Origin of the sequence: Bacillus sp. lyk4-R2A-2 (assembly GCF_030209735.1) — a bacterium.
GTDB classification, from domain to species: Bacteria; Bacillota; Bacilli; order Bacillales; family Bacillaceae; genus Bacillus; species Bacillus pumilus.
Genome location: NZ_JARVRK010000004.1, coordinates 1 through 15,208 on the forward strand (window position 1 = coordinate 1; position 15,208 = coordinate 15,208).

General features: G+C 40.1%; 15 protein-coding genes and 13 tRNA genes. 22 read left to right on the forward strand and 6 right to left on the reverse strand.

Going from position 1 to position 15,208, the window contains the following annotated elements; translation table 11 throughout:
• Positions 1–90 precede the first annotated feature (90 nt).
• The 15 genes from QRN39_RS02695 to QRN39_RS02765 all read left to right on the forward strand — a co-directional run bounded on the left by QRN39_RS02695 (position 91) and on the right by QRN39_RS02765 (position 3,381).
• Positions 91–166, forward strand: a tRNA-Val gene (locus QRN39_RS02695).
• Positions 167–181: 15 nt separating this feature from the next.
• Positions 182–258 (forward strand) — tRNA-Met (locus tag QRN39_RS02700).
• Between the two features lie 48 nt (positions 259–306).
• Positions 307–383: transfer RNA gene (locus QRN39_RS02705), tRNA-Asp, on the forward strand.
• Between the two features lie 18 nt (positions 384–401).
• Positions 402–477: transfer RNA gene (locus QRN39_RS02710), tRNA-Phe, on the forward strand.
• A 6-nt stretch (positions 478–483) separates the two neighbouring features.
• Positions 484–556: transfer RNA gene (locus tag QRN39_RS02715), tRNA-Thr, on the forward strand.
• A 15-nt stretch (positions 557–571) separates the two neighbouring features.
• Positions 572–656 (forward strand) — tRNA-Tyr (locus QRN39_RS02720).
• Positions 657–669: 13 nt separating this feature from the next.
• A tRNA-Trp gene (locus QRN39_RS02725) sits at positions 670–743 on the forward strand.
• Positions 744–773: 30 nt separating this feature from the next.
• Positions 774–849 (forward strand) — tRNA-His (locus tag QRN39_RS02730).
• Positions 850–858: 9 nt separating this feature from the next.
• Positions 859–930 (forward strand) — tRNA-Gln (locus tag QRN39_RS02735).
• Positions 931–937: 7 nt separating this feature from the next.
• Positions 938–1,012, forward strand: a tRNA-Gly gene (locus tag QRN39_RS02740).
• 5 nt (positions 1,013–1,017) lie between these two features.
• Positions 1,018–1,088: transfer RNA gene (locus QRN39_RS02745), tRNA-Cys, on the forward strand.
• Between the two features lie 13 nt (positions 1,089–1,101).
• Positions 1,102–1,190: transfer RNA gene (locus QRN39_RS02750), tRNA-Leu, on the forward strand.
• A gap of 35 nt (positions 1,191–1,225) precedes the next feature.
• Positions 1,226–1,307, forward strand: a tRNA-Leu gene (locus QRN39_RS02755).
• Positions 1,308–1,632: 325 nt separating this feature from the next.
• Entirely contained in the window at positions 1,633–2,427 is a 795-nt protein-coding gene (locus tag QRN39_RS02760) for a phosphotransferase (RefSeq protein ID WP_284906172.1), read from the forward strand.
• Positions 2,428–2,682: 255 nt separating this feature from the next.
• Positions 2,683–3,381 (forward strand): hypothetical protein, encoded by a 699-nt coding sequence (locus QRN39_RS02765; protein ID WP_284906173.1) that lies wholly within the window; start codon positions 2,683–2,685, stop codon positions 3,379–3,381.
• Positions 3,382–3,417: 36 nt separating this feature from the next.
• On the opposite strand, the gene QRN39_RS02770 is transcribed toward QRN39_RS02765, so the two are convergent.
• The 5 genes from QRN39_RS02770 to QRN39_RS02790 form a co-directional block, all read right to left on the reverse strand.
• On the reverse strand, positions 3,418–3,963 hold the full coding sequence (locus tag QRN39_RS02770; protein WP_137054870.1) for a histidine phosphatase family protein: 546 nt from the start codon (positions 3,961–3,963) through the stop codon (positions 3,418–3,420).
• Between the two features lie 56 nt (positions 3,964–4,019).
• The gene (locus tag QRN39_RS02775; protein WP_003212265.1) at positions 4,020–4,211 is read right to left on the reverse strand and encodes a hypothetical protein; all 192 of its coding nucleotides are present in this window, start codon (positions 4,209–4,211) and stop codon (positions 4,020–4,022) included.
• A gap of 127 nt (positions 4,212–4,338) precedes the next feature.
• Entirely contained in the window at positions 4,339–4,608 is a 270-nt protein-coding gene (locus QRN39_RS02780; protein ID WP_113386887.1) for a hypothetical protein, read from the reverse strand.
• A gap of 65 nt (positions 4,609–4,673) precedes the next feature.
• Positions 4,674–5,363, reverse strand: coding sequence for a DUF1963 domain-containing protein (locus QRN39_RS02785; RefSeq protein WP_284906174.1), 690 nt, complete (start codon positions 5,361–5,363; stop codon positions 4,674–4,676).
• Between the two features lie 18 nt (positions 5,364–5,381).
• On the reverse strand, positions 5,382–6,185 hold the full coding sequence (locus tag QRN39_RS02790) for a DUF2262 domain-containing protein (protein WP_284906175.1): 804 nt from the start codon (positions 6,183–6,185) through the stop codon (positions 5,382–5,384).
• A gap of 533 nt (positions 6,186–6,718) precedes the next feature.
• On the opposite strand from QRN39_RS02790, the gene ltaS reads away from it, so the two are divergent.
• Positions 6,719–8,659, forward strand: a complete 1,941-nt coding sequence (gene ltaS / locus QRN39_RS02795; protein ID WP_284906176.1) for a lipoteichoic acid synthase — start codon at positions 6,719–6,721, stop codon at positions 8,657–8,659.
• Positions 8,660–8,814: 155 nt separating this feature from the next.
• Positions 8,815–9,384 (forward strand): signal peptidase I, encoded by a 570-nt coding sequence (gene lepB, locus QRN39_RS02800; RefSeq protein ID WP_003211638.1) that lies wholly within the window; start codon positions 8,815–8,817, stop codon positions 9,382–9,384.
• A 37-nt stretch (positions 9,385–9,421) separates the two neighbouring features.
• Here the strand turns inward: lepB and QRN39_RS02805 are convergent, their stop codons facing one another.
• Positions 9,422–10,717: a homocysteine synthase gene (locus QRN39_RS02805; RefSeq protein ID WP_003211883.1), complete on the reverse strand. Its 1,296-nt coding sequence runs from the start codon at positions 10,715–10,717 to the stop codon at positions 9,422–9,424.
• A gap of 779 nt (positions 10,718–11,496) precedes the next feature.
• Between QRN39_RS02805 and QRN39_RS02810 the strand changes: the two genes are divergently transcribed.
• The 5 genes from QRN39_RS02810 to QRN39_RS02830 all read left to right on the forward strand — a co-directional run bounded on the left by QRN39_RS02810 (position 11,497) and on the right by QRN39_RS02830 (position 15,182).
• Positions 11,497–11,709 (forward strand): hypothetical protein, encoded by a 213-nt coding sequence (locus QRN39_RS02810; protein ID WP_003211695.1) that lies wholly within the window; start codon positions 11,497–11,499, stop codon positions 11,707–11,709.
• Positions 11,710–11,824: 115 nt separating this feature from the next.
• A complete protein-coding gene (locus tag QRN39_RS02815; RefSeq protein ID WP_050945447.1) occupies positions 11,825–12,571 on the forward strand; it encodes an ABC transporter ATP-binding protein in 747 nt (248 codons plus the stop codon).
• A complete protein-coding gene (locus QRN39_RS02820) occupies positions 12,549–14,015 on the forward strand; it encodes a hypothetical protein (RefSeq protein WP_284906177.1) in 1,467 nt (488 codons plus the stop codon). Before QRN39_RS02815 ends, QRN39_RS02820 begins: the two co-directional genes overlap by 23 nt.
• Positions 13,999–14,904: a PqqD family protein gene (locus tag QRN39_RS02825; protein WP_137054865.1), complete on the forward strand. Its 906-nt coding sequence runs from the start codon at positions 13,999–14,001 to the stop codon at positions 14,902–14,904. Before QRN39_RS02820 ends, QRN39_RS02825 begins: the two co-directional genes overlap by 17 nt.
• A complete protein-coding gene (locus tag QRN39_RS02830) occupies positions 14,901–15,182 on the forward strand; it encodes a hypothetical protein (protein WP_284906178.1) in 282 nt (93 codons plus the stop codon). Before QRN39_RS02825 ends, QRN39_RS02830 begins: the two co-directional genes overlap by 4 nt.
• Positions 15,183–15,208 lie beyond the last annotated feature (26 nt).

Consider the following 15,208-nt stretch of genomic DNA (forward strand, 5'->3'; position numbering starts at 1 on the left):
GTTAAGACACCGCCCTTTCACGGCGGTAACACGGGTTCGAATCCCGTACGGGTCACCATTTTATAGAATATACACCAGTGTTTTTTATTCGGAGGATTAGCTCAGCTGGGAGAGCATCTGCCTTACAAGCAGAGGGTCGGCGGTTCGAGCCCGTCATCCTCCACCATATCTTTTATATCATCGCGGGGTGGAGCAGTTCGGTAGCTCGTCGGGCTCATAACCCGAAGGTCGCAGGTTCAAATCCTGCCCCCGCAACCAAATTATTTTATACACCAATGGGGAGTGCTCATTGAGTGCAACCAAAATGGTCCGGTAGTTCAGTTGGTTAGAATGCCTGCCTGTCACGCAGGAGGTCGCGGGTTCGAGTCCCGTCCGGACCGCCATTTTTAAAATGAATACTTGGCTCGGTAGCTCAGTTGGTAGAGCAACGGACTGAAAATCCGTGTGTCGGCGGTTCGATTCCGTCCCGAGCCACCACTATTTGCCGGTGTAGCTCAATTGGTAGAGCAACTGACTTGTAATCAGTAGGTTGGGGGTTCAAGTCCTCTTGCCGGCACTGTTTTTCAAATGTGGAGGGGTAGCGAAGTGGCTAAACGCGGCGGACTGTAAATCCGCTCCCTCCGGGTTCGGCGGTTCGAATCCGCCCCCCTCCACCATTTTTATTTTCATAGGGGCATAGTTTAAAGGTAGAACAGAGGTCTCCAAAACCTCCGGTGTGGGTTCGATTCCTACTGCCCCTGCCAATTTTCTTAATATGATTCATAACATCTATGGCGGTTGTGGCGAAGTGGTTAACGCACCAGATTGTGGCTCTGGCACTCGTGGGTTCGATTCCCATCAATCGCCCCATTTTATTATTGGGCTATAGCCAAGCGGTAAGGCAACGGACTTTGACTCCGTCATGCGTTGGTTCGAATCCAGCTAGCCCAGTTAATGTGCGGAAGTAGTTCAGTGGTAGAACACCACCTTGCCAAGGTGGGGGTCGCGGGTTCGAATCCCGTCTTCCGCTCCAATAATGGCGGCATAGCCAAGTGGTAAGGCAGAGGTCTGCAAAACCTTTATCCCCGGTTCAAATCCGGGTGTCGCCTTTTTGAAAAGACTGCCGGGGTGGTGGAATTGGCAGACACACAGGACTTAAAATCCTGCGGTAGGTGACTACCGTGCCGGTTCAAGTCCGGCCCTCGGCACCATGTTTTTATTATAAGTTGCGCTCTTTAATAATCATGCCGGTGTGGCGGAATTGGCAGACGCGCACGACTCAAAATCGTGTTCCTCACGGAGTGCCGGTTCGACCCCGGCCACCGGTATCTATTAATAATTTCATGATCGGTTTTTACCGTCAACCTAACGTTTCATCCTTGTGGTGAAACGTTTTTTTGTGGTTTAAATGAGTTATTTAGATAAAAATAGAAACCTATTAGAAAATAATGAGCATGTACTTCTTTTAGCAGAATAATCTTTAGATGATTTGCAACATTTGATAAGATACATTTAACCATGTAAGGAAACAAAATGGGGTAGCGCATTCACATAAAACAGTGAAATACTTTTGTGTAACTAAATGAATATTTGTGGGTACATACACATCTTTAGCTAACATCATCATTGTGACCCAATTTGAGGGGAGAATTTATGAAAAAACAAAATGATCATGAAGAGTTATTGACAGGTGGCAATGTCTCGAACGTATATCGTTCTGGAGATACGGTTCGTCGAGAAGTAAAGTCAGACAATATCAATATCCAAAAGCTGCTAAAGCATTTAGAAAAAAAGAATTTCTCCCATGCTCCAAAGTTTTTAGGGGTTGATGAAAAAGGTAGAGAGATATTGTCCTTCATTGAAGGCGTAGCCGGTCATGATCCCTTAAAAGAATACATGTGCTCTCACCATGCCTTAAAAGAAATAGCGAGAATGCTTAGACTGTATCATGATGCTGTTCGTGATTTTCCCATTTCAGACGATTGGGAACGAATGGACAATACGCCTAACAACATAGAGGTTGTGTGCCATAATGATTTTGCTATGTACAATATCATTTTCAATAATGAAAAACCAGTAGGAATCATTGATTTTGATGTAGCTGCTCCTGGTCCAAGGCTGTGGGATATCGCATATACTCTGTATACTTGTGTACCTCTCAGTAGGTTTTTTCGCACAGAAACAGGAGAGATCGTGAACTACCATTCATCAGAGCATGCAGACCAGATAAAGCATAGAGTGAAACTGTTTTTTGAAGCTTATGGTGAGGAAATAGCAGAAGATTATGTGGATATGGTGCTGTTGCGTTTAAAAGGGTTATGTCAGTACATGAAACGAAAAGCGAGTGAAGGTGATATAGCTTTTCAAAAAATGATTCATGAGGGGCACCTTGAACATTATCAAAAAGACATTCAATTCATTCATGAACACCGAAAAGAATGGATTTGAGGATACCAAGGGCCTTCTAAAAGTCAAAGACCAATTAGGTGTTTATACCACTCTTATCACGCTTAAATAAGGAGGAGACATTTCCAGAAGCTGAAGGCGTATATTATGTTAAAGATAGTTGGGAGAACTACGATAAAATCAAAAAAGTGATTCAAAGGCGTTATTTAGAATGGGTGAATCAGTGTTAAGGAATCAGATTTACGATTCAAAGATAAATGAGAAATAGAAAGAATGTAAAAAGGTGGAGTTGTTAACTTGCAAATGAAGACGATATTACAGACCATCATTGAAGACGAGGGATCCCATGATTTTCCGCTTTTTAGACAGTACTGTGTGAAGAAAGAACAGGGTCTGCGTAAAGATGCGTTAAAGGTTCTTCGGTTTTTTGTTGAAGAAATGAAGGAGAGCGAATTTGCAGCACGGCGTTCATTTGTTGCTTGGCTGTTTGAAAAGATTGAACGGTTTGAGGATGGTCATCATTTGCTTGTGTATCCATTGATCATTGGGGTGATTCAGCCTGTTATGCAAGAGTGGGAGAAGGTTGATCCTATGGATGTGAGACAGTATCGCTGGCAGGGCTTGTTTGTGCATCAGGGAGAAGGGCTGCCCTATTTATTGAAGGCACTAGAGCTTGGAGGTAGCAAGGAGCAGCGTGTCATTGTACAAATTTGCGAAACCTATTTATCGGCTTTGTGGTATTCGTTTCATCATATACATGAAGATCTTTATTTAAGCACCTATGAGAAAGATCAAGAGCGAATTCAAGGCATTGAAGATGTCATGATGCTGATCGAAGATAAAAGGATTCGTACCAATGTTGAAAAACAAGCAGCCTATTATGATCAGCTTTTATCGGACTGGAAGAAATTTCAGCAAACGGAGACAAGAGGATTCATGAAATGGTGTGCGGAGCGTAAGAAGCCGTATGAGTGGGTAGAGGCTTTTTATTATTAACAATAGATGAGGAAACGGCAGAATTCATTCTGCCGTTTATTTATGCCATATACGCTCTATTTCTATATGATCTGGTTTGAAATATTTCAGGACATAGACATCTGGATTACTTAGCTTCTCCCACTCTTTGAATCCAATCGTGGGATCGGCATGTTTAAGAAGCAGGCTCATAAGATTGCCATGTGTGACGAATAGAGTATGATTTTTTCCTAATTTTATTTGTTCATAGAGTGCCTCTACAATACGATTCATCGCTTCTTGGCTCGATTCTCCGCCTTCACAGGTCATATGCAAGTCCGTAAAACTGAGCTTTAGTTTCTCATACCAATCGTCCATTGGTTTGCTGCTTAACACACGTTCAGAGAGACGCTGATCAATTTGTACCTCGAGTTGTTTTGCATGAGCAAGAGGCTCAATGGTTTGGATCGCTCGCTTATAGGGACTTGAGATGATCTTATTGAGGTGAATGCCGGAAAAGAACTGTGCTAGTGCATGAGATTGTGCGATGCCTTGTGGCGTTAAATACGCATCCTCGGATTGTTCAGTTGCTTGGCAGTGTCTGACGATATAATATGTTTTCATGTGACACACCTTTCATCGAGTATAAAAAAATCATCCAGGATTGGATGAGGATAGGTTCATTTGTTCGGATCTGTTTCTTTATAGGGATCTGTGAGCTTCGAGGTGAGGTCTAAGTTGAACAAAAAATCATCTACTGTGTCTGTACCAAAGGGAAGTGTGGAGAAGTTGATTGGGATGCTGTCTTCTTTCATTTCTGAGATGATCTGTTGTTTAGGCTGCTTTTTTCTCCAGTACTTAAACAAGCGCATGTAAAGCCCCCTTTTCTATGAAAAAGATGGATTTATACATAATATACGGGGAGAGTTGTCCAGGCGTCAAATGTTTTCTTAGAGAACGATGAAAAGAGCCATAGGAAAGCAAGGCCCTTTTGTCCATTTACTTGGCACGACGTAATGCTTTCAGCACTTTACGTTCGCATTTTAAGTTGTATCGCTTCTGATGAAGTTTATCTGTGTTACATCTGCCAATGACTTGGCGGACATCTGGATGATAAATGATAAGATGCCTGTAAGCTGGATCATTTAATAACTCATGAAACCAGCTATGTTTTTTGAGATGGGCTGCGTTTCTAGAGATATCCTCTTCATCTACCTGTAGAAAAGGGATATATACAGCAAGTGAAAAGATATCGAAAATGAATCCCATGTTGGTTCCTCCTTCCATATTATTTCCTACGCTTAGAAGGAGGAAAGGTTTCATTCAATAAAACTTTAAAAACAATCCCAATGCATAAACCATTCTTTTGTGTCTTTGTCGTAATAGAAATACATCGTGCCATTATCACCAATCATGAACCGAGTTTTTTCTTCTGAGGCGATTTGCAGCATGAATTCGCCTTGTTGTTGATGGGGTGTGGATTGAATATACGCCCCATATCCACCGATTTTTGTGAACGAATAATTGGTGTATTGATCAAAGAAGTGTTCTGTCGCTTCATCACTTTCATTTACTTCTGATAAATCGACGTATGACCACGCTTCTTCCCAGCAAGGGTAGTCTTCTTGCTCACTTTCCTTCCATTGGATTTGAAAGGGTTTGAGTCCTCTCACTTCTTCAGGAGTTTCAACTACTTCTAATCCTTCCATATCTGCATATTCAATGAGCTTCCAGCCCTCGCCGTTTTTGGTAATATCCATCGGAAGTGCTTTCTGGTTGAGAAAGATTTGAATCATTTTACATTCATTGAATTCGTTCAATCCTCCTGGCACTTCAGGTAAATAAATTTGTAAGATCGGAATCATGACGCCATCTTGATCTATGGGCCAGCCTTGATCGGGGTGGATGAAGAAATGACCGGCAAACCAGCTGTGTGCTGCTGGATCAGGACGAAAGCCGCCAATCTTAGCCACGACGGGTGTTTTTCCAATTTGCTTTAATTCATGAAAAGCCTTGATCTCCATTATTTATCCCGCCAATCTTTAGCCTGCAATGTGGGCATCTTGAAACGTGCCATTGATATTGCCTGAGACAATGATGACATGTCCCCAAAATAAATCACCGTCATGACAGTAGACTTCAAACTCTCCATCTGGGTAAGCATGCAGACTTTCAAGTGAGATGCGGCTTATAAAGTGATCCAGCGTAAGCTCTTCTTGTGTTTCAGCGGAGTCATCTTGCTCCTGCCAGTCTTTAGCTAATTCAAGCAGCTGATTTGCTGCAAATGATTTAATAGAAGCATCCCATGTGGTCTCCTCTTTCATGAGTTGTCTAGCGGTTCGAAGAGAGTCGTTTACTTTTTCATCTTCTTCGAGGTTGAAGTAGAGCAGGCATTCTTGATTACTCCACTGGATCGTTGTTTCAAATAAGTCTAGTCCTTTCACTAATTCAAAGGTGCCCAGCAGGTCATCATGATAAAAGACAGGTTTTTGGGCTTCTTCTAGTATCTCTTGCAGCTCTTCATCCTGTGTATCTGTATCGATGAGTGATACAAGCATGAACTCACCTTCACCTTTTCGGACCTGAAGTGTCACGATTGATTCTTTATGTAATTGTGCCTGCTTTTCCCTTAATCCCTCTTCATCTGTTAACCAGCAGAGTCTTATGTTTTCTGTTGTGATGAGGTCTTTATCTTTCCATGCAATCAGTGGAATAGAAGCGGTCCAAAGAGCTTCCTGTCCGGCTTTTCCTGCACCTACTCCTGAAGGTCCTGTGACAGCAATGATGTGATCTATTTCTTCTGAAAATCGTTTTTTAAATGCGTTAATTTGTTTGTTATGTTTCATGTGATGTCCTCCAGCCTGATTTGTTGAAAAACTATATCTTTATCACACCGCACATCAGGAGGAGAAATCAAGCTTTTTTTGCTTAAAACTTTTTTAGATTGTCAGAAGGAGAGAAAATACATGGATGATTGGAGGTTGAGTCACAATAAATACGAATATGTTATGTATCGAATTTTGTATATATTTGGGTAAATGAGTCGAAAAGCCTAGGTGATTCTTCCTTTTCTTTATAATTACTTTGACACGAATAGATGAAAAAAGTAAAGTAGTACTGAGTGATTTACAAACCCTTCTTCATCTATTGAATTGCAAAGTGTGTGTAAATGAAATGTAAATGGATATTTTTCCTTTTATTTACTCGTATTTTTTTGAAACCTATGATGCTTCTCATACGTTATATTAACGGAGCACACATATCCGGCGGAAACAGAGCATCGGGAATGCTTGGTGAAGAAGATTTACATTTGCAAAATCAATGTAAATTTTTTATGATTTCATTTATATCAGAACGATAATAAGAAAGAAGAGGTTTTATGAAAAAAATATTTGCGAACAAATATAGCTTTTTTGTATTGGCTGTCCTTTTATTTTGGGCGAAATCGTATGCAGCCTACAAAATGGACTTTAATTTAGGAGTGAAAGGTTCTTTTCAAGAGGGTCTTCTCTTATTAAATCCATTTAGTTCAGCCATTGTGTTTTTGGGACTGGCTCTCTTTTTGAAGGGTCGTAAATCTGCCATAGTATTAATTGTGATTGACTTTATTATGACCGCACTTTTATATGCGAATGTAGCGTACTACCGTTTCTTTGATGACTTTTTGACTTTCTCCACAATGAAGCAAGCAGGCAATCTTGGAGGAGGCATGACTGGCGGTGTGTTATCTAGTATTAAGCCGCATGACCTTTTATATTTCCTTGATATCATTATCTTGATTTCGATTGTGATCTGGAGACCAGAAGTGAAGAAATTCCAAATGAAAAAGACATTTGCACTGTTGATTGTGGCTGCAGGTGTAGGACTGTTCTTTGTAAACCTTCATTTAGCTGAAAAGGACCGTCCAGAATTATTAACAAGAACATTTGATCATAAGTATGTTGTCAAATATTTAGGTGTTTATAATTATACGATTTATGACGGAGTACAATCAGCACAAAATGCAACACAGGTAGCAAACGCGAGCAGTGAAGATTTAACGGATGTTGTAAACTATACAGCTTCTCACTATGCGAAGCCAAACGCAGAGTATTTCGGTAAAGCAAAAGGGAAAAACATCATTAAAATCCATTTAGAAAGCTTCCAGTCTTTCTTAATTGACTACAAACTAAATGGAGAAGAAGTGACACCGTTTTTAAACAAGCTGGCTCATGGGAAAGAGGACTTTACGTATTTTGATAACTTCTTCCATCAGACAGGTCAAGGAAAGACAGCTGATGCTGAACTGATGATGGATAATAGTATGTTCGGCTTGCCAGAGGGAGCAGCGTTTGTGACAAAAGGTGAAAATACTTACCAATCACTCCCTGCTATCCTAGATCAAAAAGCAGGCTATACGAGCGCAGTGCTTCATGGCGACTATAAATCTTTCTGGAACCGTGACACGATTTATAAACATATGGGTTATGATCAATTCTTCGATGCTTCACATTACAACATGGATGAAGAAAATCTTGTGAATATGGGTCTGAAGGATAAACCATTCTTCAAAGAATCAATCCCGATGCTAGAATCAATGAAAAAGCCATTTTATGCACATTTAATGACATTGACTAATCACTATCCATTTAATTTAGATGAAAAAGATGCGACGATTGCTAAGGCAACAACTGGTGACAAAACAGTAGATAACTACTTCCAAACAGCAAGGTATCTAGATGAGTCATTAGAGCAATTCTTTAAAGACTTGAAAAAATCAGGTATGTATAAAGACTCTGTCATTTTATTATATGGTGATCACAACGGTATTTCTGAAAACCATAACCGTGCAATGAGCGAAATTCAAGGGAAAGAAATTACACCTTATCAAAATGCTCAAAACCAGCGTGTACCACTCATGATTCGTATTCCTGGCAAACAGGGCGGCGTGAACCATACGTATGGTGGTGAAGTAGACGTGATGCCTACGCTTCTTCACTTACAAGGTATTGATTCAAATGAGTATGTGAATTTTGGAACAGATCTATTCTCTAAGAAACATGATCAAACTGTTGCATTCCGTAACGGAAACTATGTGACACCAAAATATACACTTGTAGATAACACTGTCTATGATACAAAAACAGGTAAAGTTGTGAAACAAAATAAAAAGACAGAGGCGATTAAAGCCCGTGTCGATAATCAGTTAAGCCTTTCAGATAAAGTGCTTTATAGGGATCTTCTTCGATTCCATAAGCTGTCTGATTTTAAACCAGTGAATCCATCTGATTATTTCTATGGTAAATCAAAAGAAAAAGAAGAGGATTCTTCTACTAAGTAACTGAGTTTTGGGCAAGCACAGAAGGGTGCTTGCCTTTTTCTCTCTCATCGCTTGATTTGTTGGCAAATTATGTTTATATTTAGGGTGATACAAGCGTGATGCTGGCGTGCAGCTAGCGGAACTCATTTCGTCCTAGGGGATTTCAGGAGGAGCTTATGACAACAAATACAAAAACACAAAAAAAGAAATCAGAAGTATGGGGCTGGCTCAAAGCGATCTTAATCGCATTCATTGCCGTTTTTATCATTCGCAACTTTTTATTCGCACCGTATATTGTAAAAGGGACCTCTATGGATCCAACATTGCATAATACAGAGCGGGTTTTTGTGAATAAGACGGTTGATTATTTCGGTGATTATAAGCGGGGACAGATCATTGTTCTTGATGGGGAAGACCGCAGTACTCATTATGTTAAACGGTTGATTGGTTTACCTGGTGATAAAATTGAAATGAAAAATGACCAGCTGTATGTCAATGGTCAAAAGGTGGCAGAGCCTTACTTAGCGTCAAACAAAAAGAAAGCAGCCGCAGATGGCATCTTGCTGACACCTGATTTTGGTCCACTTACCGTTCCAAAAGGCAAGTATTTTGTCATGGGTGACAACCGTCAAAACTCAATGGACAGTCGTAATGGCTTAGGTCTTTTTACAAAGAGTGATATTCAAGGAACGACATCATTTGTGTTCTATCCTTTCCAAGACGTTCGACTACTCAATAATGAATGAAACATAAAAAAGCACACAGAGGTGTGCTTTTTCTATTTCATTCAGCCTGGCTTTTTTTGATCGCCTGTTCAAGATCTGCAATAATGTCTTCAATCGCTTCTGTTCCAACAGATAAACGAATGAGCTCAGGTGTGACGCCTGTCGCTTTTTGTTCTGCTTCACTTAATTGCTGATGCGTTGTGCTGGCAGGATGAATGATCAATGATTTAGAATCGCCCACATTTGCGAGATGTGAGAAAAGTTTAACTGAATCAATAAGCTTTTTACCTGCTTCTCGTCCACCTTTAATACCGAATGTGAGAATGGCGCCTTGTCCTTTTGGTAAATAGGTTTGAGCAAGCTCATAAGATTCATGGCTTTCAAGACCTGGGTAGCTTACCCAATCTACAAGAGGGTGATCTTGTAAGAATTGCGCTGTTTTTAACGCATTTTCACTATGTCGCTCGAGACGCAGATGCAAAGTTTCTAGGCCTTGCAGAAGTAAAAATGAGTTGAAAGGTGACAAGGCTGCTCCTAAATCCCGTAAGAGCTGCACACGTGCTTTTGTGATATAAGCCGCTTCTCCAATTGCTTCGGTATACGTCAGGCCGTGATAACTTGGATCTGGTTCAGTCAGCCCTTTGAACTTATCACTGTCAGCCCAAGGAAACTTGCCGCTATCGACAATGACACCGCCAATTGATGTACCATGACCGCCAATGAATTTTGTAGCGGAATGGACGACAATGTCTGCGCCAAACTCAATCGGTCTTAATAAATAGGGGCTTGCGAGCGTATTGTCCACAATAAGCGGAATGTGGTGCTTGTGTGCAATGGCTGAGATGGCTTCAATATGTAGAATGTCGCCTTTAGGATTCCCAATACTCTCTGCATACACTGCCTTCGTTTTGTCTGTAATCGCTGCTTCGAGTTCTTCAAGGTTGGATGAATCGACAAATTTCACTGTAATGCCGAGCTTTTTAAGCGTATGAGCAAACAGATTGTAGGTGCCTCCATAAAGGCTGCTTGAGGATACAATTTCGTCACCAGCTCCTGCAATATTTAAAATAGAATAAGTGGTCGCTGCTTGTCCAGAAGAGACAGCAAGTGCACCAATGCCACCCTCAAGCTCGGCGATCCGTTTTTCAAAGACGTCATTTGTGGGGTTCATAATGCGAGAATAAATATTTCCGGGTTCCTGCAGTCCGAATAAATTCGCCGCATGCTCACTATCTCTAAAACCGAAAGAGCTTGTTTGGTAAATAGGCACGGCTCTTGAATAGGTTGCTGAATCAAGCTCCTGACCTGCGTGAATGGCTTTTGTTTCTAAACGGAATGGACGTTCTTCTGACATGTGTGTATCCTCCTTTTGTTAGATAAAACCAACTACTTTGATAAGAAATATTTAATAAGACTATAAATCTTGTTTCGAGCTTGGTCAATCATTTTTTAGATAAATCTGAAAAAATAATAAATAAATTTGATGGGCTTTTTTAATTTCAATGAGGAAGGGTGTGGATACGCTGGATGAAAAGAGGGATTGTTTCATTAGAGAGTACGGATCAGTTTTTTTGAAAGCAATCAATCATTGCCAACTAGTGAAATCATGGGAATGTCTATGCTGTAATTTGTTTTTTCATAAAAAGAAGCGAATCATATGTTGGATGTTACTCAAGAAAAGAAAGGGCTTTTTTCCCAATGGGCTTTCTTGTATATACATATTTTAAGTGACAAGAGAAGAAGGGAAATAGACTCACTCTTTTATCGGAATTATCAGTAAATATTTCATAAATGGTGTGTTAACGACATATAATTAGGACCTTTTTATCTGATATATCGGGGGAATTCTTGCTATTTCACAAAAAAGAAAGAATATATAAAGGGATTGATAAAAATGGACTATTTCAAAAAAAGAAGAAAAAAGATGGTTTAATTGCCATTATATGGGTTTTGTGGTTCTTAAGGAGTGAAAAAATCTAGCTAATAAGATAGGGGTCTTGCACTTAAAAGTGAAGAATTGAATAAAAAGTCACATTTTATCCGAAAGTATGTTCGGTCAAAAATGGGATCTTCTGTTGATGTTTGGAGAGTAGAGCCTATGATACGATCATCATAAGCTGGGAGGTGAAAAGTATGACTTATGCAGCGCCGCAAGTTGACTATTCCACTATGGAACCTGCTATTATGGACCAAGCTTGGTTCTTAGTATTTGTTGCTGTCCTTCTTGGATTGGGAGCAACAGTTGTTCTAGGAGCAGCAGTTTGGTGTTTAGCAAACGGCAAGGGTAGCTTTACAGGAGCCGTTCAGTGGGAAAGTGGCTTAAAAGTCCAAATTGAATGTAAGTAGCTATACTTAGGATTCATCTTTTTACTTCTATGAAATGACACCAAGGCTAAACCGTCTGTGGCGGGCGGTTTAGCCTGATCTGTTTTTAAAGAATATGCAGACACTTGGAGGTTATATGTTTACGATCGAGAAATTAACCAAGACGTATAAAAATAACGTGACTGCTGTCAATGATTTTCATTTAAAAATCGACCCTCATCAAATCGTTGCTGTTGCTGGACCGAATGGTTCTGGTAAAACAACGATGATTAACTGTATACTCGGCATCATTAAGCATACAGAAGGAACGATTCTGTTGCAGGATGTCACAAATGACGAACCATCCTTTAAAAAACAAGTAGCCTATGTTCCAGATGATCTGCTGCTCCCTGAAGCATTGACTGGGGCTGAATATTTAGATTTTGTTTCTTCTATGTATGAATGTAAAACAATTCATAGAAGAAATCAACTGATTGAACTGTTTGATATGGACTCGGCTTTATCAAGACCGATTGAAACCTATTCACATGGTATGAAAAAAAAGACACAGCTGATTGCCGCCTTTATGCTTGATAGTCAATTGGTGATCATGGATGAGCCCTTTAGAGGACTTGATATTGAAGCGGTTATAAACACAAAGAAACTGATGAAGCGTTATGCCGAGCACCATGGTGCGATCTTGCTTTCAACGCATGATATGCTTTCAGCGGAAGAGCTGTGCCACAAAATCGCCATTATTTCTAAGGGAAATAAAATGGATGAAGGAACGGTCTCAGCCTTAAAAGAGAAGTATCAATCAAGCACATTGGAACAGGTGTTTCTGAAAGCTTCAATGTTAAGTGATAGGGGTGCACATTTTGATGAAATCATTAATCATTTCTAGAATGATGCTTAAAATGTGGCAGCAGGAGATGTATAAGCTCTTTGATACTCAGACGAAGCGGATCATTGTGATCTTATTCTTTTTATTTGCCGTCACAATGGGCGCCATCATCGGATACAGTTTTACGGGTGTCTTTATGAAGGCTTTCTTAAATGGCGATGAGAGCTCACTAGGATTACTCGTTGTGTCAATGGCGATCAATGCATCCATCTTTACTAGCCTGTTATTCATTTTGATCAAGGTCAGAACGCCAGAGCAAGACCGTTTTTCTATGCAGCTCAGCTGGTTCCCGCTTTCTACCTTTCAGAAAAGCCTTGGTTACTTTATTCCGATGGTGACAGTGGTGGCAGGACTTGTTTTATTTTTTATCGGTATTCTGCTTTTACCTAATTTTATTGCCCAGGGAATAGGTATTTTCTTTATCTTTACGTTCTTTTTGATGGTGATTTTGCAATCGCTTTTTGTCTTAATGCTTTTGCAACTCATTTATAATATGACGTATTTGGTCATTCTGAAATTAAAATTACCGTTGCAAAAATTTGCAGCGATCTTTGTTTTATTAGCACTGGTTGTAGCGTATGGAATGACGCATTTTGATATCAGTCAAATTCAGCAATCATATATACAGTTTGATTATCATTTGATGTATTTTACAGCACCGTTTTTCTTAGCGGCTCAAGGAATGTCTCCTGAAGGGGTAAACTATGCAATTTTGATTCTGTTTATCCTTTTATCGGCGAGCGGTGCATTTCTTTCCCTTGCGATGATGCCGATTATGGCAGAGAAAAAAGCGTTAACCTTCTTAAACAAACTGCCGTTCTCTTCTTCAAAAAAATGGTCACTTATTGTAAAGGAAATGAAATCACAGGTGCGAAATGAAGAAAACATTTTAAACTTTCTCATTCTCCTCATTGTGATCTTATTCGTCCGTTATCAATTTGGATTCCGTTTTGAAGAAGAAGCATTTTTTGTTCTCTGTGCTCTTGCTGGATTAACCGCCTTCAATTCATTTGGCAATGATAAACGAATGCTGGGGATGTACAAAACATTTGGTCTAAGATCGTGGGAAGTGGCTCTGTATAAGTTTATCGGGCTTTTGCTTGTTGGTGTACTGCAAATTGCAATCTTCATGCTGACAACGCTGACGCTTCCTGATCATGTTTGGAACGTATTGATTGGGGCCGCTGTCTTATGCAATGCCACTGCGCTCTTTTATGTGGTAGGTATTTTACTTCCGCTTGATCGGAACAATCCTTACACAGGCATTTTTTCATTTGGAGCACTTATTTTACTCATGATTCCGATTGTTTTTATTGGAAACTATGTCATAGGGGAGTCGAGTCAAACGCTTCAGTGGCTGCTTGTAGCTGCATTTGAAGGTCTGCTCATCTTTGCCATATACAAAGGTTTTTCATGGAGGTATTCACATGATTCAACTTCTTAACAATAAGCTAAAGATTGAGCGGGTACCGGCACTTGCGCCGTATGTGACCTTACAAAAGAGGCATCTCACGGATACGCAGTATGGAAGCACACTCCCGATTAATGAAAGTGCCTATCATATGTTAACGAAAGTAGATGGTAAAAGGACAGAAGCGAGTATTACCGCAGAGCTCGCCGATTTGTTTCAGGTCGATGAGTCTGTGATTTCTCGTGACTTTTATCAACTGATAATGGGGTTGAATCAGCACCACTTACTGTCTATTCATTATCAATCACCATATCGGATTGTGACAGCCTGCTGTCAATTTTTCAAGCAGTATCAAGTGAAAATGAAGGAACGATTTGATTGCACTGGTCACTCGTTCCTTCATATTTTTGGGACAGCATTACTCATGGTGACGCGTAAAATCATCTTTTTCTGGATGCTATTTATGGTCATGGCAGGAATCGCTTTTTTATTCATTCCTGACCGGTCGATTGCAGCCATTGCGATTTATTTTACAATTATTTATTTTGGATTAATTACGGGAACGGCCTTACATGAGGCAGCACACGGCTATACGCATCGGAAATTTGCGGGACGGGATGGTCCACAAGGTTTTTTTGCAAGTGATATGATGTCTGTGAAATTTGTGAGACCGGTATTAGATCCGTTTCAGAAAAAGCAGGTATGGATTACCCTGCTTGGGCCGCTTGTCCCAGGTGTGATCGGAGCAGCAGGGATCATTGTGACCGTATTATGTCTAAAAGAAAATCCAATTTCAACAGGTTTCTTTATTTTTTCAATCACGTATTTTATTCAATTACTCTATCTTCTTCCATTTATGGGGGATGGTAAATCCATTATGAAGCAGCTATTGCTTGGGGGAATGGGAGGACAACGATCATGAACGTACAGGCGATGAAACAAGGTGCTATTGTTGGTGGTTTTCTGGGGTTTTTAGGCTTTCCGATGCTGACAATCGGCATATTATTCTATCATTTATTTCAATCAAAAACGAATGATGCTTTATTATTTAACAGTCTCGCTTTTGAGATGGAAGGTTCATCCGCATTTACTTTTCAAATCAAGCCAAACTTTTTTATTTATATGATTGTGATTTTTGCCGTGAGTTTTCTCATTGTGGCTATCTTATCAGCCATGAAGCAGAAAAAAGCGAAAGGTTAGGAGAATTCTCCTAATCTTTTTTTGTA